17 protein-coding genes are annotated in these 19,001 nt (G+C 65.9%); 9 read left to right on the top strand and 8 right to left on the bottom strand.

The genetic code is table 11. The annotated features are described in order from the left end of the window. Positions 1-389: 389 nt before the first annotated feature. From ACZ6SF_RS25290 to ilvC, 3 genes are all read left to right on the top strand, one after another. Positions 390-2,321: an acetolactate synthase large subunit gene (locus tag ACZ6SF_RS25290; RefSeq protein WP_466065072.1), complete on the top strand. Its 1,932-nt coding sequence runs from the start codon at positions 390-392 to the stop codon at positions 2,319-2,321. Continuing rightward, on the top strand, positions 2,318-2,821 hold the full coding sequence (ilvN, locus tag ACZ6SF_RS25285; RefSeq protein WP_030521893.1) for an acetolactate synthase small subunit: 504 nt from the start codon (positions 2,318-2,320) through the stop codon (positions 2,819-2,821). The genes ACZ6SF_RS25290 and ilvN overlap by 4 nt, the downstream gene beginning before the upstream one ends. A gap of 111 nt (positions 2,822-2,932) precedes the next feature. Further along, positions 2,933-3,934 carry a ketol-acid reductoisomerase gene (gene ilvC, locus ACZ6SF_RS25280; protein WP_195055121.1) on the top strand — a complete coding sequence of 334 codons (1,002 nt, stop codon included), beginning with the start codon at positions 2,933-2,935 and terminating at the stop codon, positions 3,932-3,934. Between the two features lie 147 nt (positions 3,935-4,081). Here ilvC and ACZ6SF_RS25275 read toward each other — a convergent pair whose 3' ends face one another. Next, complete coding sequence (locus ACZ6SF_RS25275; protein ID WP_466065070.1) at positions 4,082-5,101, bottom strand: hypothetical protein; 1,020 nt, start codon at positions 5,099-5,101, stop codon at positions 4,082-4,084. A 645-nt stretch (positions 5,102-5,746) separates the two neighbouring features. On the opposite strand from ACZ6SF_RS25275, the gene ACZ6SF_RS25270 reads away from it, so the two are divergent. Then, complete coding sequence (locus ACZ6SF_RS25270) at positions 5,747-7,540, top strand: GmrSD restriction endonuclease domain-containing protein (protein WP_466065068.1); 1,794 nt, start codon at positions 5,747-5,749, stop codon at positions 7,538-7,540. Between the two features lie 394 nt (positions 7,541-7,934). On the opposite strand, the gene ACZ6SF_RS25265 is transcribed toward ACZ6SF_RS25270, so the two are convergent. Both ACZ6SF_RS25265 and ACZ6SF_RS25260 read right to left on the bottom strand, forming a co-directional pair. Beyond that, complete coding sequence (locus ACZ6SF_RS25265) at positions 7,935-8,195, bottom strand: hypothetical protein (protein ID WP_466065066.1); 261 nt, start codon at positions 8,193-8,195, stop codon at positions 7,935-7,937. A 277-nt stretch (positions 8,196-8,472) separates the two neighbouring features. After that, on the bottom strand, positions 8,473-9,267 hold the full coding sequence (locus ACZ6SF_RS25260) for a hypothetical protein (RefSeq protein WP_466065065.1): 795 nt from the start codon (positions 9,265-9,267) through the stop codon (positions 8,473-8,475). Positions 9,268-9,711: 444 nt separating this feature from the next. Here ACZ6SF_RS25260 and ACZ6SF_RS25255 point away from each other — a divergent pair, with 444 nt between their 5' ends. Continuing rightward, on the top strand, positions 9,712-10,137 hold the full coding sequence (locus tag ACZ6SF_RS25255) for a hypothetical protein (RefSeq protein WP_466065063.1): 426 nt from the start codon (positions 9,712-9,714) through the stop codon (positions 10,135-10,137). After that, on the top strand, positions 10,134-10,874 hold the full coding sequence (locus ACZ6SF_RS25250; protein ID WP_466065062.1) for a contact-dependent growth inhibition system immunity protein: 741 nt from the start codon (positions 10,134-10,136) through the stop codon (positions 10,872-10,874). The genes ACZ6SF_RS25255 and ACZ6SF_RS25250 overlap by 4 nt, the downstream gene beginning before the upstream one ends. 100 nt (positions 10,875-10,974) lie before the next feature. Here ACZ6SF_RS25250 and ACZ6SF_RS25245 read toward each other — a convergent pair whose 3' ends face one another. Both ACZ6SF_RS25245 and ACZ6SF_RS25240 read right to left on the bottom strand, forming a co-directional pair. Continuing rightward, positions 10,975-11,529 carry an excalibur calcium-binding domain-containing protein gene (locus ACZ6SF_RS25245; RefSeq protein ID WP_466065556.1) on the bottom strand — a complete coding sequence of 185 codons (555 nt, stop codon included), beginning with the start codon at positions 11,527-11,529 and terminating at the stop codon, positions 10,975-10,977. A 189-nt stretch (positions 11,530-11,718) separates the two neighbouring features. Next, positions 11,719-12,177, bottom strand: a complete 459-nt coding sequence (locus tag ACZ6SF_RS25240; RefSeq protein WP_466065061.1) for a hypothetical protein — start codon at positions 12,175-12,177, stop codon at positions 11,719-11,721. A 126-nt stretch (positions 12,178-12,303) separates the two neighbouring features. Here ACZ6SF_RS25240 and ACZ6SF_RS25235 point away from each other — a divergent pair, with 126 nt between their 5' ends. After that, positions 12,304-13,065: a dienelactone hydrolase family protein gene (locus tag ACZ6SF_RS25235; protein WP_466065059.1), complete on the top strand. Its 762-nt coding sequence runs from the start codon at positions 12,304-12,306 to the stop codon at positions 13,063-13,065. 80 nt (positions 13,066-13,145) lie between these two features. Here the strand turns inward: ACZ6SF_RS25235 and ACZ6SF_RS25230 are convergent, their stop codons facing one another. Next, entirely contained in the window at positions 13,146-14,477 is a 1,332-nt protein-coding gene (locus tag ACZ6SF_RS25230; RefSeq protein WP_466065058.1) for a family 1 glycosylhydrolase, read from the bottom strand. 254 nt (positions 14,478-14,731) lie between these two features. Here ACZ6SF_RS25230 and ACZ6SF_RS25225 point away from each other — a divergent pair, with 254 nt between their 5' ends. After that, positions 14,732-15,409: a DUF3159 domain-containing protein gene (locus ACZ6SF_RS25225; RefSeq protein WP_466065056.1), complete on the top strand. Its 678-nt coding sequence runs from the start codon at positions 14,732-14,734 to the stop codon at positions 15,407-15,409. A gap of 202 nt (positions 15,410-15,611) precedes the next feature. Further along, positions 15,612-16,919, top strand: a complete 1,308-nt coding sequence (locus tag ACZ6SF_RS25220; RefSeq protein ID WP_466065055.1) for a DUF1254 domain-containing protein — start codon at positions 15,612-15,614, stop codon at positions 16,917-16,919. 25 nt (positions 16,920-16,944) lie between these two features. On the opposite strand, the gene ACZ6SF_RS25215 is transcribed toward ACZ6SF_RS25220, so the two are convergent. After that, a complete protein-coding gene (locus ACZ6SF_RS25215) occupies positions 16,945-18,198 on the bottom strand; it encodes a Cmx/CmrA family chloramphenicol efflux MFS transporter (protein WP_466065053.1) in 1,254 nt (417 codons plus the stop codon). Further along, positions 18,198-18,950, bottom strand: a complete 753-nt coding sequence (locus ACZ6SF_RS25210; RefSeq protein WP_466065052.1) for an SDR family oxidoreductase — start codon at positions 18,948-18,950, stop codon at positions 18,198-18,200. The genes ACZ6SF_RS25215 and ACZ6SF_RS25210 overlap by 1 nt, the downstream gene beginning before the upstream one ends. Positions 18,951-19,001 lie beyond the last annotated feature (51 nt).

Raw genomic sequence — 19,001 nt, 5'->3', positions numbered from 1 at the left:
GGGTCGGTCCCGGCGGCGCCGTATCGCCACCCGTTACCTCCGCGGCCGCGGGGTTGTGGGACGATTCAGGTGGTGGCACGGACTGATGCGGTGATGACACACCACCATCCTCGCATCATGGTGGACGGGCGTGAGCACCCGCTACCTTCTCACATAATGGGAAGTCAGCGGTCAGCTGTTTGACTCTGCACCACACGCACACATACCGTCATGCGCGTGAATCGAAACGAGTTGCTCGTAATCGGCCGGCGCGTCCAGCGCTGAGCCCGACGATCCGGAGACGAATACGTCAGCTCGCACTGCGACGCGCCACCCTCGAACAGCCGCCGGCTGTCGGGGGCTTTTTTATGTCGGGACCAGTGAACGACAAGCAGTAAGGAACCAAGACGGTGAGCGCACCAACTACTCGGCCCGGGCCCTCGGCCCGCAGGCCCGCGCCTTCGAACCCGCCGGCCCCGGCCGGCGCACCGACCACCCAGGCGAACCGCCGCCAGCTCCCGCCCGAGCGGGTCACCGGCGCGCAGTCCGTCGTCCGCTCCCTCGAGGAGCTCGGCGTCGACACCGTATTCGGCATTCCCGGCGGCGCCGTCCTTCCTGTTTACGACCCGCTCTTCGACTCCACCAAGGTCCGCCACGTCCTCGTCCGTCACGAGCAGGGCGCGGGTCACGCGGCCACCGGATACGCCCAGGCCACCGGCAAGGTGGGCGTCTGTATGGCCACCTCCGGCCCCGGCGCCACCAACCTGGTGACCCCCATCGCGGACGCCCAGATGGACTCGGTGCCGATGGTCGCGATCACCGGTCAGGTCGGCCGCAGCCTCATCGGCACCGACGCCTTCCAGGAAGCCGATATCTCCGGCATCACCATGCCCATCACCAAGCACAACTTCCTCATCAAAGAGGGCCTGGACATCCCGCGGATCCTCGCCGAGGCCTTCTACCTGGCCTCCAGCGGCCGCCCCGGGGTGGTGCTGGTGGATATCCCCAAGGACGTGCTGCAGGAGCAGACCACCTTCAGCTGGCCGCCGGAAATGCGGCTGCCCGGCTACCGTCCGGTCACCAAACCGCACGGTAAGCAGGTCCGCGAGGCCGCGCGGTTGATCGCCGAATCCAGGCAGCCCGTGCTCTACGTGGGTGGCGGCGTGATCAAGTCCGAGGCGTCGGCCGAACTGCTGGAGCTCGCCGAACTCACCGGTATCCCGGTGGTCACCACCCTGATGGCGCGCGGCGCGTTCCCCGACAGCCACGAACTCAATATGGGGATGCCGGGAATGCACGGCACCGTGGCCGCGGTGGCCGCGCTGCAGAAATCCGATCTGCTGGTCACCCTCGGCGCCCGCTTCGACGACCGGGTCACCGGGCAGCTGGACTCCTTCGCGCCCGCCGCCAAGGTCATCCACGCCGATATCGACCCCGCCGAGATCGGGAAGAACCGGCACGCCGATGTGCCCATCGTCGGCGATTGCCGTGAGGTGCTCACCGAGCTGATCGAAACCCTGCGCGCCGACCCGGCCGGTTTCGAACTCGACCTGACCGCCTGGCGCGCCTACCTCGACGGGATCCGCGAGTCCTACCCGCTGGGCTGGACCGCGCCCTCCGACGGCGCGCTCTCGCCGGAGTACGTCATCGAGACGCTGGGCCGCCTGGCCGGACCCGATGCGATCTATTGCGCGGGCGTCGGCCAGCATCAGATGTGGGCCGCCCAGTTCATCAAATACGAGAAGCCCCGGACCTGGCTGAACTCCGGTGGCGCCGGGACCATGGGGTACGCGGTGCCCGCCGCCATGGGCGCCAAGATGGGCGCCCCCGACCGCGAGGTGTGGGCGGTCGACGGTGACGGCTGCTTCCAGATGACCAATCAGGAACTCGCCACCTGCGCGGTGGAGGGTGTGCCGATCAAGGTCGCGCTGATCAACAACGGCAACCTGGGCATGGTCCGCCAGTGGCAGACCCTGTTCTACGACCAGCGCTACTCCAATACCGACCTCAAGACCCACGGCCTGCGCATCCCGGATTTCGTGAAGCTCGCCGAGGCGCTGGGCTGCCACGGTATCCGGGTGGAGAAGGAAGAGGATGTCGAGGCCGCGATCCGCGAGGCGCAGTCGATCGACGACCGCCCCGTGGTGATCGATTTCATCGTCGGCAAGGACGCCCAGGTGTGGCCGATGGTCGCCGCCGGCACCAGTAACGACGAGATCATGGCCGCGCGCGGGATCCGCCCGCTGTTCGACGAGGACGAGCAGGCCGCCGAGCCGGCCGTCATCCACGAGGCCATGAACCGCGAGCAGGCCGAGACCGAGACCGAGGGGAACCCGTCATGAGCACCACCCACACCCTCAGTGTTCTGGTCGAGGACAAACCCGGCGTGCTCGCCCGGGTGGCCAGCCTGTTCTCGCGGCGCGGATTCAATATCGAATCCCTGGCCGTCGGCGCCACCGAGGTCAAGGAGATCTCCCGGATGACCATCGTGGTCACCGTGGACGATCTGCCGCTGGAACAGGTCACCAAACAGCTCAACAAGCTGGTGAACGTGATCAAGATCGTGGAGCAGGATCCGGAGACCTCGGTCGCCCGCGAACTGATCCTGGTGAAGGTCCGGGCCGATGCCAGTGTGCGCACCCAGGTCATCGAATCGGTGAACCTGTTCCGCGCCAAGGTCATCGATGTGTCGCCCGACGCCCTCACCGTCGAGGCGACCGGCACCCGTTCCAAGCTCGACGCGCTGCTGCGCATGCTCGAGCCGTACGGGATCCGGGAGATCGTGCAGTCCGGGGTGGTGGCCGTCGGCCGTGGACCCAAGTCCATCACCGCCACCCGCTAACCCGTGGCCGGGCGCACCCCGCGCCCGGCCGCCTCATATGCCTCGTTTACCGTTTCCCGCGTTTCGCGGGTTCGAATAAGTCAGAAGGGATACCACCAAGTGGCAGTCGAGATGTTCTACGACGACGATGCCGACCTGTCGATCATCCAGGGCCGCAAGGTCGCGGTGATCGGCTACGGCAGCCAGGGTCACGCGCATTCGCTGAGCCTGCGCGATTCGGGCGTCGAGGTCCGCATCGGCCTCAAGGAAGGCTCCAAGTCGCGGGCCAAGGCCGAAGAAGCCGGTCTGACCGTCGGCACCCCCGCCGAGGTTTCGGAGTGGGCCGACGTCATCATGCTGCTGGCCCCCGACACCGCGCAGGCGTCGATCTTCACCAATGACATCGAGCCCAACCTGAAGGACGGCGACGCGCTGTTCTTCGGCCACGGCCTCAACATCCACTTCGGCCTGATCAAGCCGGCCGCCGAGATCACCATCGGCATGGTCGCCCCCAAGGGCCCCGGCCACCTGGTGCGCCGCCAGTTCGTCGACGGCAAGGGCGTGCCCGCCCTGATTGCCATCGAGCAGGACCCCAAGGGCGAGGGCCAGGCCCTGGCGCTGTCCTACGCCAAGGGCATCGGCGGCACCCGCGCCGGCGTCATCAAGACCACCTTCAAGGAAGAGACCGAAACCGACCTCTTCGGTGAGCAGGCCGTGCTGTGCGGCGGCACCGAGGAACTGGTCAAGACCGGTTTCGAGGTCATGGTCGAGGCCGGCTACGCCCCCGAGATGGCCTACTTCGAGGTGCTGCACGAGCTGAAGCTCATCGTCGACCTGATGTACGAGGGCGGGATCGCCCGCATGAACTACTCGGTCTCCGATACCGCCGAATTCGGCGGCTACCTGTCGGGCCCGCGGGTTATCGACGCCGACACCAAGAAGCGGATGCAGGACATCCTCAAGGACATCCAGGACGGCACCTTCGTCAAGCGCCTGGTCGCCAATGTCGAGGGTGGCAACAAGGAGCTCGAGGGCCTGCGCAAGCAGAACGCCGAGCACCCGATCGAGGTCACCGGTAAGAAGCTGCGCGACCTGATGAGCTGGGTGGACCGGCCGATCACCGAAACCGCCTGAGTTCCGGCTCGACAGCGATAAGGGACTCTCCGCAGCCGCGGAGGGTCCCTTCGTCGATCGTGTCACCGGTCGCACGGCGGGGCCGGCGGGCTCAGGGCGCGAAGCCGAAGACTCCCGCGGCATTGCCGACGGCCCGGCGGTGCAGGCTCACGGAATCAGGTCCTCCGCTTCCGAGCCGAGCGCGTCGGCCTCCGTGTTCCGTTCCAGATGTCGTAGCCGGTCGGCCTGTTTCATGAGGGCTTCCGCGAGTTCCCACGTCGCTTCCCGGAACCGTCCCGGATCGTCGGCGCCTCCGGCCAGGGCCGCGACATAGCGGCGGCGCTTCGCCACTTCCTCATCGCCGACGACCGCCGCCTCGTCGAAACGCCGGGACCAGGTCGAGCAGTCGGCCTCGTAGGCCAGGGCCTGAGCCAGGTAGCGGATATGGTGTGCGAATCCCGACTGCTCGGTGATGCGACGGCGTAATGCGGACGCTTCGCGGCAATGGCGGAGTGCTTCCTCCACGATCTGTTCGATCGATACGCCCGGACCATCGGATTCCATGTACTCGGCGGCGATCTGGAGATGGAATTCGGCGATATCGTGGTAGACCGCGTTGAAGATCGACCTGCTCCGCGGCGCCCGGACGGGCGGTAATGGCAGGCCGAAGAGTTGCCGGGCGCGATCCCGGCCCGGTTTCGGGGAGAACATCGTCCGACCGCCAGGACTGCCGAACGGCAGCCAGTTGACGCTGTGTGGTGGGTGCAGGGGCCGGTAGTCGTGGAGATACCTGTGGACCCAGGCTATGGCGCATACCCGGCACACCGCCAGATAGGTGATGGCCCCGCCGAGGAGACCGGCGAACTCCGCGAGGGCCCACAGCCACGGTAGCTCGCCCTCCACATGAATCAGAACCAGCGCGGTACCCACCGACGCACCCAGCACGGTGAAGATCCCCGCGAACAGAATCACCACTCGAGGTGGCGGACGCACCAGAGTCGCCCACGCCAGATCCCGGGTGAGCGGCCGCCATCCCACCAGCGGAAGAATCACCGCGATCAGAGGCCAGTGCGTGCCGGTCCAGAATACGATCGGCAGGCAGACCGCGAGCACCACCGCGATGCCGATGATCCGTCCGCCGAAAACCCCCGAATTCGCCCGCACAGAACAAGATTCCCACAGCGCCACGGATCGGGTGCCGATTCTCGGCGGGTTGCCGGCGGGCCGGGCCCGGGTATCCGCGCAGCGCGTGGCGGTAGATCCGTACCGCGATCACCACCACCGGTCGGTGCGGCAGACGGCAGCTCGGCGCCCTGCGCCGCGTTGCGGTGCCGGTGTACGCACTGCTGACACACCTCGGATTCGGCTCTAGGATTCAGGTTTCATGAGTCGGACTTTGCCGCATCCGGAGTCGGTGACCGTGAGTGTCGAGGTCAGCGAATCGCGATCCGGTAACTGATCGTCGGGCGGGCGCGTCAGGTATGTCCACTTCATCCCCGCGTACGCGGACCCTCCGTGAGCAGCAGCGGTTGCCAACACCACCATGCCTGAGGTCCTCATGCGCTCTCCGGATGTGCCCGAAATATGGTCTGGAGAGCGAAGCGCCCTGATGTGGGTTCTATGTGAGCAAACTCCGCCGGTTCGGCCGCGCATGGGTGCTCGCTGGAGGTCGCAAGGTGGTGAAATACACTGCCGGGCAGTTCAATTCGTTACTGTTCTGGAACAGTAAGTGTACGATGCTGGTTGCGCAGCACCGCTATTCGCGTAGGGCTGGGGTGGCAAGATCATTGGAGCTGCGGCAGGGCGGCTCCTTCCATCAACGAGGGGATCGATATGACCGATCGGAGTAGTACTCAACTCTCTGTCAGAAGTGAGAGTATTCAGAGCCTATATGCCAAGTATCTTTCGAATCGTTTTGGTGTTAACAGGCGGTATCAACGAAAACTCGTCTGGAGTGTCGAAGAAAAAGAAAAACTCGCGGATTCAGTTCTAAAAAATCTTCCACTTCCGCTATTTCTTGTTGCTGAAACTAATTCTGGACGAGATGAGATATTCGAGATAATCGACGGAATGCAACGCCTCAACGCCATATTTGCGTTCCTGGAAAATGAGTTCCCGGTGGATGGTCGATTCTTCGACCTGGATGCCTTGGCCGACACTAAGTCGAGAAAAGATTCGGGAAAACTGGTTCAGCGGGAACCGCGTGTCCCGAGAGATATGGCCGTCCAGATGGCTAACTATTGTATTGCGCTCTCGGTTTTCAAAGCTACTAACGACTCGGCCATCGATGAGGTATTCAGAAGAATAAATTCCGGTGGCAGGCGTCTGTCTTCTCAGGAACTCCGCCAAGCGGGAACGGTTTCTGAGCTCGCAGATCTGGTTAGAAAAATTTCTTCGCGTGTCCGTGGTGATACCAGCCCTTCCGATTTAGTGCCATTGAGCAAGATGCCGATGCTGAGCATTACGAATCGCGACTTGACATATGGTGTCCCGGTTGATGATATTTTCTGGGTTAGACACGGTATTCTTCGGAGAGAAGATGTCAGGACTTCGATTGATGAGCAGCTGGTCCTGGATCTAATTATTGACAGCGTTTCGGACCCCATTCCTACGATTGGGAAAGAGACGCGAGACGAATTCTATGGATTCAACCCCGATTCTGACGGAATTCGGGAGTCTCATCTACTATCCATGATATCCAGCTACGGACGCGATAGTCTCGAGCGGGATCTCCTGCGGGTATTTGATGTCATAAAAGAATGGCTGGATAGTCGGAAGCTAAGATTTGCCACCTTGATCGGTGTGCCACGAGGAGGTAATTCAACACGATATTACACAATCCTCTTCGATGCCGTATTCGAGATGATGTTTCGTGATCGAATGGTTCCTGAAAAGGATGAGCTAATAGTAGAGCGTCTGAAGGGTACTGCCGCTACTGCCCTTCGAATTCAGGGGGGAGCCAATTGGACGGGCGATGCGAAGCGAGCTTCGGTGGATTCGATCAAGGGGCTACTCAGGGACTGTTTTATCGAGTCGGGTGATAACGAAGACTATTCTAAGTTTGGTTGGGCTTCTGAGCTTGAGAAGCTCCTGGGAAATGCGGTCGTTGAGCAGCAGCTTCTGGACGCTAAGCAGGGGCTTTGCAATCTCTGGGGAGATCGCAATTTTTCGGCTTCCGGGCTCGACAAAATTTGCCGAACTCTGAGTGCCATGGCGAACATTGGTCCAAACTCGATTGGGCACGTAGTGCTCGGCATAGCCGATAATCAGAAGGACTGTCAACGTATCCAATCTGTCGATTCGATTGAACCCTCTTTGTATCGCGGATTCTTTGTGGTGGGGATAGAGCGGGAATGCTCTCGGGTGAATATGACGTTGTCCGATTATTGGAAATGGATTCTGCAAAAAATTCGATCGAACAAGGATCTGGACCCTCGTCTTGCATCTCGAGTTGCTTCCGATTCTCGGCTGGTGCAGTACCGCGGAAAATCAATTGTACTGTTGCGAGTGAGCCCCTTGGCGGAGCCTAACTTTTACGGCAGCGAATTGTTGACACGCCATGGCTCGGAGACAGTGAAAGTCTCCCAAGGGGACTACGCCCGCCTTTTTGGATCCTTTAGTCGATGATGATTTGACCACCGTGCATAGAGGCTGTCTGATTGTGATAATTTAAGTGTAGTCGCTACTTATAAATCCGCGTAAGCGGTTTGCTGAACGGCGCCAGGTTAGGTTTCCTCCTGGAATTTGCGGTCGGACACCTTGGAGCCCTGAAGTCCCGACATCAGCTACGCTTCCTTTCTGATCCGGGTATGTTCAGGGTGCGAAGCCGAAGATTCCCGGGGCGTTGTCCGGTGCACGCGGACGGGTGACCAGTACCGCTCCGGGAACGGCAGAACGGCCGGGGCACCGCAGTTCCCGGCAGCAGTGAACGGCTGCATCGTGATCGGTGTGGTGGCGCTGCGCGGCAGGATGCGGAGCGTGAGAGTTTCGCCCATCCTGTGGAGTTCGGCCAGTTCGGCCGTCAGCAAAACCGCCGTTGCTTCGGATTGCCGACCGGCGGAATACACATCGGCGGGTCAATCCACTCGGGGATAGGTCGACCCCCCGATGCCGCGTCGAGCAGTATCTCCCCGTCGTACACCTCGGCGCTGTGCGGATCCGCCGCGATCGGGCCCAGGTCGATTCTGGTGAGTTCGGAGGCGGCGGCGAGGTCGGCGGTAGTACCCGCGATCAGCCTGCCCGGCTGATCGCCCAACCACTCCACGACCACATCGAGGTGCATGGTGGTCTATCGCAACGCACCCGATTCGATACCTTGCGCGATATCCCGGGTCCCCGCCACCTGTCCGCGAATCCAGTGCGACCACCCGGACGGTATTCGTCTCTCCAGGGCAACCGGCCACCACGAAACGGCACTGCTGGTCGCGGCCACCGGAGTGAGGCCACGGACGCATCCGGGTAGAATCGGTTCGGTCGATCACAGCAGTTCATCGGTCCGGGCGTCGTAGCGCGCCACGGCGCCATCTCTTTCGAACAGAACCAGGTTGGCTCGATATTCGCTACCCGAGGACACTCGGTTCCTCCGGTTGTGGTCGGGTCCGTCGAATTCGGCGTCGTCCCGCAGCAGTTCGCCGGTGACAGCGTTGAATGCCTTCCACCCCCACAGCCCCCACGCGGCGGCCACGACCGTTCCGCCGTCCAACGATCGCAGCGAGTCCGATGCCCAGCGGACGGCCGACGTCGACATTCTTGCGCCGGTAGTGCCTGCGTTGTTCCCCGGTGGCACCGTCGTACACGGTCAGACCACTGCCGGAAGCGAGGACGAAACCGATACCGGCGATCACCAAATCGGCGGGCCGGCCGTCGGCGGTGAGGTCGGCGGTGGTCAGTGCGTACCGTTGTGTGCCCAGTGGCGCGGGTGTCGCCGGGCTATCGGCCGGTGCGGCGGTGTGATGCTCGATATTCGGTGCGTCGTCACCGACATGGGCTGATGTGGTCGCGGCGAGGCGGTCGTCAGTAATCCGGCCGTGAGCGCGAGGACGAGGCTTCGTCGCGAGAGCAACCGCAGCGAGCCCGGTGCCGCGGCGAGAGCCGTGACCAGCAGAATTCCGGTGGTAACCAAGCCCGTGCGCTGCCAGGATGAGAAGCCACTGCGAGTAGTGCCGGTAGGCGTGCCGGAGGTAGGTGTGGATGCCCGGCAGGTGATGCCTCATCGGACCGGCCACCAGCTTACCGAACGGTGCGAATACCAGCACCACGACCAACTCGGCAATGCCGTGATAGGAATCCCGCTGCCGACGGCCGACGAACCACGCCGCGATCAGGGCAGCCAGAGCCACGAATCCCGCGATCATTGCGGTATCCGCAAAATACGCGGATTCGTCCCCGACCCGGACGCCCGAGAATCTGCTGAAAAGGTCCTCGCCCCTTGTCGGTGGGCTAACGCCGAGTCGGAGAGTCTCCGGGCAGCCGCGGCCCCATCGCCCGCGCGATTCTTGCAACCACCAAACCACCCACGATCAGGACGATCCCGGTCACTCCCGTCGCCGCGATTCCACGTGCAAATCTGACCTCGCCGCTGCCGACGTTCACGGCATCCCCCTCCGGATTCCCTCACGGCCCGGCAGGACGAGAACTGCCACTGACCCGAACCGCAGCCGAAGGAACGATACCGCAGTCCTGTCACTGTGCCTGCCGATAGTGATACCACTCGACTCGACGTCAGGTATGGCCGCTTCCCGGCCTCGGTACCCGCTCTACTGACAGGCACCCGGATTCGGCTCTAGGATTCAGGTTTCATGAGTCGGACTTTGCCGCATCCGGAGTCGGTGACCGTGAGTGTCGAGGTCAGCGAATCGCGCGCCGCCGCCCTTCCCGGGGGTTTGCCGATGCTGGTCGAGTTCGCGCCCGAACACCGCTTCGTGCTGAAGACGGGCCGCAACGACCTCGCGCTCCCACCCGGCCGGTACCGGGCCCGGTTGTGGTCGCAGTACGCGTTCTGGCGGGTGGGGAAGGCGTTCCTCGATATCGACACCACCGCCGGGCCGGTCGTCGTCCACTACGCCGTCCCCTACACCCTCTACCACCGGGGTGCGGCCGGTTTCGAGCCGCAGGAGCGGCTCGGGAAAACCGCCGATACGGTGGTGCGGGTCGTGGGAGTCGTGGGTGGCACGCTGACGGTCGTCATGGTTCTGCTGGCGATAGTTCTGACGGTCCTGCAATGAATACCGGTGCACGGTCCGACGACGAATCGCAGATACGTGCCCTGATCTACGAGTTCTGGGTGGCGTTGGAGCGGGAGATGCCCCACGAGATGGCGGCCCTCATGTGCGCCGAGGAAGCCGAACAGTTCCTGGACAACCTCTCCGAATCCGCCTACGACAGTCCACCTGTCGAACCGGTCGGGGAGCCGTCGTACGAGATCTCGGGTGTCCGGGTGTTCGGGGACGTGGCGCTGGCCCGGATCACCCATGCCCCGGACAATATCGCCACTCTGTTCTTCCGGTACGAGGCCGGTAGATGGACACTGTGCGCGGACGCCGACGACGAGCTGTCGCTGGATCAGCTCGAGAACGCCGACCTCGCGCCGCTGTCACGAGGCGCGACCCGGCTGATGCGGACCGTGCACCGCCTGCGGAGCACACCGGTCGGCGAGTTGACGGTCGAGGATTATCGATGCTTGATCTCACAGGGCCAGGGCGTCGACGTCCTGCTGCCGAGGGTGGTCGTCCTGCTGCAGTGGGATCCACTCGCGGCGGGCGATTTCTATCGGGGCGACCTGCTCGTGGCGACGCTGCGCCTGGCCGACCGGCACTGGGTGCGCGATCCGGTGGCCCTGGTCCGTATCCGGGCCGCCATCGACACCGTGTTCGATCTGGGTGACCTGACCGAACACGGTGCACCACACGAGGAGATCCGCAAACATATCGCCGAATTCCTGGCCCGCTCACCCGACGAGTAGGACGCGACCGGCGATCGCCGGTATCGGCCGGCCGAACGCTGTGCCCGGGCCTGTCGGACAACCGCCCCGGCCCGAAGGCGGGGGCGGCTGTCGACCGGAGTTATTCGCAGGCCACGCCGTCGCCGTCGCGATCCAGTTTGCGGCTGTACCCGGGTTCGCCCGCGTACAGCGGCGCGGCACCGGCAGCGCGCGCTTCCGAGCAGTTCCCGTAGGTGACGCCGGACGGCGCGGGTGCGGGCCGGGGTGCCACCACGGTGGGCTCCGGGGTCCACTCGGGCACCGCCACCGGCGGGGGTGCGGGTGCGGGAATCGGTGCCGGCGGGGGAGCCGGCACCGGTGACGGCGAGGGTTCCGGTTCGACGAACGCGGGTGCCTGTGGCACCTCGGGCTCCGGCTCCCGCGCGACACTGGTCGCCGATGGTACGGCCGAGGTGGTCCGTGACGCCGAGGTCACCGGCGCGGGCCGGGTGGTGGTGGCGGTGGGGGTGACCCGGCTGGTCGTCGTCGGCGCCGGTTTCTCGGTGTCGTCATCGGCCCCGAATGCCGAGCCGACACCCCCGCACAAGCACAGGAGGCCGAGCACCACCCCGACCACGATGAGGGTGTTCCGATTCGTTCGTCTGCGGCGGGCGAGGTTCTCTTCCTGCCGATTCATATATGCCACTGAGGGTCCTTTGCCTGAAGTAACTACGAATGCCGGAAACCGGGGGCCCGCTGGTTCCGACATCAGATCGGCGAAGACACGGGATGTGTTTCAGCCGAATTTCAGGCTTCTGAACTGCGATGATCTTGTTACACAGAAGGATACGAATCGGTCTCGATTTCGCCGGACCGTGCGTCCGGGTCAGGTCTGCTTCGAGCCGCGGTTGCGGGCCTCGACGGCGTCGACCGTCTTCCGGAACGCGTTCTTCAACACCCCCTGGCCGACCGTTCCGACAACCGCTCCCAGTGCCTTGCCCTTGAGGTTCTTGCCTTCCCGGACCACGACGACGTCGATCTCGGTCATGCCGTCGGGACGGGACGTGAACTCGTAGGTATGGCCCGAGTGCCCACCCCACAGGTTGGAATCGGTGGTCGTCATGACGACCCGGTGCGGGTCCGACCAGTCGTAGTGCAGACGTTCCCAGATCCCGCGTGACCCTTCCGTGACATCCGCGTCGGTGCTGCCGCGATGGTGCACCTCGAGGTAGTCGTCGGTGCTGTTTCCGAACAGCTCCTCACGGTGGGGGCCGAAATCGGTGAGCGCGGCGACGAACTCTTCGGGCGTCGCGGTCGTGGTCTCGGTGAAATGGAGGGTGGCCATGGTGCTCCTTCGTCCGGCAACGGCTACACAGGAACTACGCGCTGATCGCGCTATACCCCCGCGATCCCGGTCGAATCACGAGGGGAAGTATGTTCGAGAACGTCCGGCACCACAGGAGGATTCTCGATGACGGCAGTCCGCGGTAGCTCGGTCGATATCCGGACCCCCGACGGTGTCGCCGACTCCTACCTCGCCCACCCCGGCGACGGCGCCGCCCACCCCGGGGTGCTGCTGGTCCAGGACGGTTTCGGAGTGCGGCCGAGTCTGCGGGCGATGGCCGACCGGATCGCCGCCCACGGCTACACCGTGCTGCTGCCGAACGCCTTCTACCGGCACGGGCCCGCACCGGTGCTCGACCTGCCCGACCTCATCGACCCGGTGGCCCGGCCGGAGATCTTCCAGCAGGTCGTCCCGATGATCCGCGCCCTGACCCCCGATCTGCTGCGCGCCGACGCCCGCGCCTACCTGGAGTGGCTGGCCGCGGCGCCGGAGGTGGCGGGCGGGAAGGTGGGTGTCACCGGCTACTGTATGGGCGCGCGGCTGGCGGTGCTGATCGCCGCGGGCTTCCCCGACCGGGTGGGCGCGGTGGCCGGGTTCCACGGCGGACCGCTCGTCACCGACGACCTGGACAGCCCGCATCTCCTCGTCGAAAAGCTCACGGCGGAACTGTATTTCGCGCACGCCGAAGAGGATGTGCGCAAGGCGCCGGAGCAGTTCGCCCAATTCGACGAGGCGCTCGAAGCGGCCGGTATCCGCCACCGCACCGAGACCTACGAAGGCGCGCAGCACGGTTACACCCAGGCCGATACCGCCGCCTACGACGCCGATTCCGCCGAGCGGCACTACCGCGAACTGCTGGCTCTGTTCGATCGCGCCCTGCGCGGCTGACCGGAATCGGCGGCGCGGCCGGCTTTCGCTCCACGTTCCGGCGGCGGCGGTGTCGGCGATTCCGCCGGACCGCACAGCGCCTAACCGGTGACCGGGCGTAGACAGCTGGCGGGCGGGTCGACGAGGACGCAGAGCGCCGGGCCACGGGTGGGCAGGTAGCCGCCGGGGACACCGCCCTCCGCGATGGTCCGGGTGTAGGTGGCGACAGCGTCGGTGGGCCGGCGGGTCAGGCTCTGATCGGTGGTGGTGTCCACCGTGTAGAGGCCGAACCTGGGACGGAAGCTGCCCCATTCGTAGTTGTCGGTGAGACTCCAGTAGTTGTAGCCGATCACGTTGATCCCGTCGGCTTTCGCGCGCTGGATCCAGTACACGGTGTCCTGGAGGTGGGCGCTGCGGGTGTAGCCGTCCGCGCGCGGATGCCCGTTGTCGGTGGCCATACCGTTCTCGACGACGAAGAGGGGTTTGCCCGGGAAACGGTCGGCATAGTGGCGCAGGGCGAAGTACATACCCTCGGCGCGGATCGGCAGCTCCCAGATCGGCGCGCCGGGCGGGACGGCGGATCCGGCGGCGCGGCCGAGGGTGTCGATGACGGTTCGGGCCGGGTCGTAGGCCCAGTAGTAGTCGATTCCGACGTAGTCGAGGCGGGCGGCGATCCGGTCGACGAGGGCGCCGTTGATCTGCGCCTCCGCACCGGCTACATAACCGACATTGCTGGTCACCTGAGCGTTCGGCCGCACGTGATGGATATGGTCGTAGATGCTGTTGTGCGCCTGCGCGATCCGGTCCAGCATCTGGGCGGGGTCGGCATTGCCGCGGCCGGTTTCGTGCGAGATGTAGGCGACGGGTTCGTTCACGGTCACCCACATCGGGTCGAGGGCGGCGTAGCGGTCGGCGACGGCCCGCATATTCGCCAGCCAGTCCTCGACGATCGTCGGGCTGCGCCAGCCGCCCCGGTCGGCGATCCAGCCCGGATACACCCAGTGGTCGAGGGTGATCATGGGGCGCATACCCGCTCGGGTGATGCTCGCGAGCACCGCGTCGTAGAAGCGGAAGGCCTGTTCGTCCCAGACGCCCGGTGCCGGCTGTAGGCGGGCCCATTCGATCCCGATGCGGAACACCCGGACACCGAGGTCCGCGGCGAGGCGGATATCGGATTCGTAGCGGCTGTAGAAATCCACCGAATCACCGGGACGGTCGTACCCGGGGGTCGCCGCGATATACCGGGTCCAATTGCTGTCGGGTGAACGGCCTTCGGACTGGAACCCGGACGACGCCACACCCCAGAGGAATCCGGAGTCCAAGGGTGGTAGTCCGGCCCGGTGCGGTGCGGCGGCGGCATGGGACACCGACAACGCGGCCGAGGCGAGAACGATGAACGAGATCATGCAGAACCGACGCAGTCGTGGGCGCATCGCCACAGGTTAGCGTGGCGAACTCGGATGCGGTCCCGGAAACACACAACTCCCGAATTGTCGCTCACCGCACAATTTTCCCATGGTGCGCAGGTCGGAGCCGTGGAAATGTGATGGCCGCGCACCCGAAAGGAGCTGTGGCCCATCCGGTTCCCTTGACTGTGCCGTAACGGCACAGTGTCTGCTGGATCAGGACAGCGAACGACAGGAAGTGCGTGCGGGCACCGGCCCGTGACGCCCTGGGAGGACGCACGATGATGACCGACACAAGCCGACCCGCTCCCGACCACGCGGATACCGCGGAGTCGGCGGATACCGTGGAACAACAACCGAAACCGACCCTGCTCGACCAGATGGGCGGGCTGTCCGGGGTGATCTACTCCGGCCTGCCCGTGATCGTCTTCGTGGTGGCCAACGCCATCGGGGGACTGTCGGCGGGGATCTGGAGCGCCGTCGCCTTCGCCGTCGCGCTGGCGGTGTTCCGGCTGCTTCGCAAGGAACCGGTCCAGCCGGCCGTGTCCGGCCTGTTCGGCGTGGCGGTCGCCGCGGGCGTCGCCTACTGGACCGGATCGGCCAAGGATTTCTTCCTGCTGAACATCTGGCAGAGCCTCATCTGCGCGGTGCTGGTGCTACTGACCGTGGTGGTCCGCCGCCCACTGGTGGGGCTGGTCTGGAACGCGCTCAACAGCGCCGGTAACGCTTGGCGCCGGGACCGGGTCTCGCTGCGCGCCTACGATATCGCCACCCTGGTGCTGGTGGCCGTGTTCGCCGCCCGGTTCGTGGTGCAGCAGTGGCTCTACGACGGCGATCACACCGGCTGGCTGGCATTCGCCCGCATCGCCATGGGCTATCCGCTGACGGCGCTGGCCGTCCTGGTGATGGTGTGGGCGGTCCGGCGTTCGAAGAGGAGCCTGGCGGCGCAGCACGCGTGACCGCCACCGACCCGCCGTGGCCCCGTCCGCCGATCCGGTGCCGGGGCGCGGCGGGTGGAATCCCGCCGGAGCGCCGGAAGTCGGCCGGGGTCTTCACCCGAAATGTGTGAGGTGCGCCGGCCACGTCCCTGGGAGCCTTGCGCCGACGGCCGGCGAGCGGGACTCCGCCGGTAGATCCGATCCCGGTGGAAGGAGCAGAGCGGTGAGCACCCTGTCCGATGATCTCCGGACGCTGAGCTACGAGGCGACGCTGTATTTCTACCCGCTCGTGACCATGGACATCAGCCGACGCCAGCAGACCGGCACCCCGGCGGGTGCCCGTCCCGGGTTCGGGCCGCCCAACGAGTTCCACCATATGCGTGAATTCCCGGCCGCCGATTTCCGCGCGGTGGTGCGGCCCAACTTCGACACCCTGTACTCCACGGCCTGGCTGGATCTGACCGCGGGCCCGGTCGTCGTGCACGCGCCCGATACCGGCGACCGCTACTACATGCTGCCGATGCTCGATATGTGGACCGATGTCTTCGCCAACCCGGGCAAACGCACCACCGGAACCGGCGCCGCGGATTTCGTGGTCACCGCCCCCGGCCACCGGGGCCCGCTGCCCGAGGGCGCCACCGAGATCCCGGCGCCCACCCCGTATGTGTGGATCATCGGCCGCACCCAGACCAACGGACCCGCCGACTACGCCGCCGTGCACGCGATCCAGGACGGCTTCACCCTCACCCCGCTGGGCGAATCCGCCGGGCAGGCGCCCGGCCCGGCCTTCGATCTCGCTGCCGAGCCGCTGACCCTCGTCCACGAGATGAGCGCCCCGGACTACTTCGCCTACGCCGCCGGCCTGCTCGCCACCATCCCGCCACATCTCACCGACCAGGCGATACTGGCCCGCCTCACGCGGCTCGGCATCGTCGCGGGCACACCCTTCGACGCCGGCCGTTTCACCGGCGACCCACTCGCCGAGATCGAAGCCGGCCGCGCCGACGCCTTCGAGGCCATGCGCACGGCGACCACCGCACTGGGCAGCAAGGCCAACGGCTGGACCACCAATACCGAGACCATGGGCGTGTACGGGAACTTCTACCTCAAACGCGCCATGGTCACGATGGCCGGACTCGGGGCCAATCCCGCCGAAGACGCCGTGTACCCGCTGCTGTTCGCCGACGCCGACGGCGATCCGGTCACCGGCGAACACGATTACGTCCTGCATTTCGACAAGAACGAGCTACCGCCGGTGGCGGCGTTCTGGTCGGTGACCATGTACGACGAGCAGGGTTTCCAGGTGGCCAACGAACTCGACCGCTTCGCTCTCGGCGACCGCGACCCGCTGTCCTACAACGCCGACGGGTCACTGGACCTGTACCTCCAGCACACCCACCCCGGCCCCGGTCGCGAACCGAACTGGCTGCCCGCGCCCCGGGGCCCGCTCGGGGTGACGATGCGGCTCTACGCACCACACCGCGACGTGCTGGACGGACGCTGGCAGCCCCCTCCGCTGCGAAAGGCGTAACCCGCGCCGATCACCGGTCGCCGTTTCATCCGGTGGCCGAGTTCGCGCACGACACCGGCACGCGACCGACCGCCCCGTCACCTTCCTCGGGCGAGCCGGCCACCGAACCGGAATCCGCCCGCACCACCCGGTTCCGCTCTGCCCGCACAGTGGCGATCTCGACGCCCACGAGAACCAGCGCGACCGCCGCCAGCCCGGCGCCGATCCACGGCACCGCGACATAGCCGAGTCCGGCGGTCAGCGCCGTACCCGCGAGCCACGGCCCGGCGCTGATCCCCACATTGAACGCCGAGGTGTTGCCCGCCACGGCCAGCGTCGGCGCCGTCGGCGCGATCGCGACGACGCGTGAGTTGAGCGCCGGGTTCGTGCCGAACCCCATCAGGCCCAGCAGGAAGACCCCGGCCACCAGTGGGACGGGATGGGTGGTCGTCGCCCCGATCAGCGCGGAGGTGACCAGTAGTCCGGTGAACCCGAATACCAGTACGCCGAGCGGATACCGGTCGGCCAGTGTTCCGCCGAACGCGACGCCCAGTAGTGATCCGGCCCCGTAGGTGAGCAGCACCAGCGGCACCCAGCGCGGCGCCAGCCCGGTGGTCTCGGTCAGCATGGCGGCGAGATAGGAGAAAGTGCCCAGCAGCGCCGCGGTGGAGACCGCCGTCAGCGCGTAGGAGAGCCAGAGCCTGCGATCGGCCATCCCCCGCAACTCCGTGCGGACCCGTGGCGGGTTGTCCGGTGACAGATCCGGCACCCGCGCCGCGACCACCAGCCCGGCGACCGTGGTGAGCGCGACGATGACCCAGAAGGTGCCGCGCCACCCGAGGTGCTGCCCGATCCAGGTCCCGGCCGGCAACCCGAGAATCGTGGCGACCGTGAGACCGCCCGCGACGATGCTCATCGCCCGCGCCCGCCGCCGCGGCGGGACCAGCGAGAGCGCCGTGGCACCGCCCACCGCCCAGAACCCCGCGTAGACGAACGCCGCGACGAAACGGGTGGCGAACAGGACCGCGTAGTCGTCGGTCAGCGCACCCATCACATGCGCCGCCACGAACACCCCGAGGAAGATCAGCATCGTGCGCCGCCGCGGCGCCCGCAGGGTCGCCGCGGCCAGGATCGGAGCGCCGACCAGCATCCCCAGCGCGAAACCCGAGATGAGCAGACCGGCCTGCGGAATGGTGACCGAGAGGTCGGCGGCGATCTCCGGCAGGATCCCGGCGAGTACGAGCTCGCTGGTGCCCTGGGCGAAGATGGCGAACCCGATGATCCAGACCGCCGCGGGCATCAGAGGATCGCCCCGCCGGTCGAATCGATCCACTGCCCGGTGACCCAGCGCGCGTCGCCGGAGGCGAGGAACGCCACGATATCGGCGATATCGTCGGGTCGGGCCACCCGGCCCAACGGTGACTGCCCCGCCATCCGGGCCCGGCCCTCGGCCGTCGCGAGCCGCGCCGCGTTCATATCCGTGTCGACCCCACCCGGCCCCACCGCGTTCACCGTGATCCCGCGCGGCGCGAGGTCCTTGGCCAGGGTGGCGGTGAAGGCGTCGATCGCGGCCTTCGACATCGTGTACGCCAGCAACTCGGGCACCCGCATCCCGTGCGTGAACTTGGTGGACACGTTGACGATCCGCCCCCCGTCGCGCAGTCGTGTGAGCGCCCGCTGCACCAGGAACACCGGTGCCGTGGTGTTCACGGCGAACACCTCGTCGTAGGCCTCGCGGGTGAGTTCGGCGAACGGAACCGGCTCCCCGAGGATGCCCGCATTGTTGACCAGGATGTCCAGCCCGTCGGCGTGGGAGTCGAAGGCCGTCCAGAACGCTTCGGCGTCCCCGGACGCGCCGAGCGGCGCCGCGAACGCGAACGCCGCCCCGCCCGCCTCCCGAATCCGCGCGACCACCGCCTCCGCCGCCTCGGCGCTGCGCCCGTAGTGCACCCCGACCCGGGCGCCGTCGGCCGCGAGCCGGAGCGCGATCGCCGCCCCGATCCCGCGCCCCGCGCCGGTCACCAATGCCGTCTTACCTGCCAGAGCTGCCATGACCCGTCTTTCTTTATCGACCGTTACAGAAAGAAAGGTAACACATTCTTG

The organism is Nocardia sp. NPDC049935 (genome assembly GCF_055586645.1).
The sequence above is the reverse complement of the archived record's forward strand: the minus strand, read 5'-3'. Positions and strand labels throughout refer to the sequence as shown.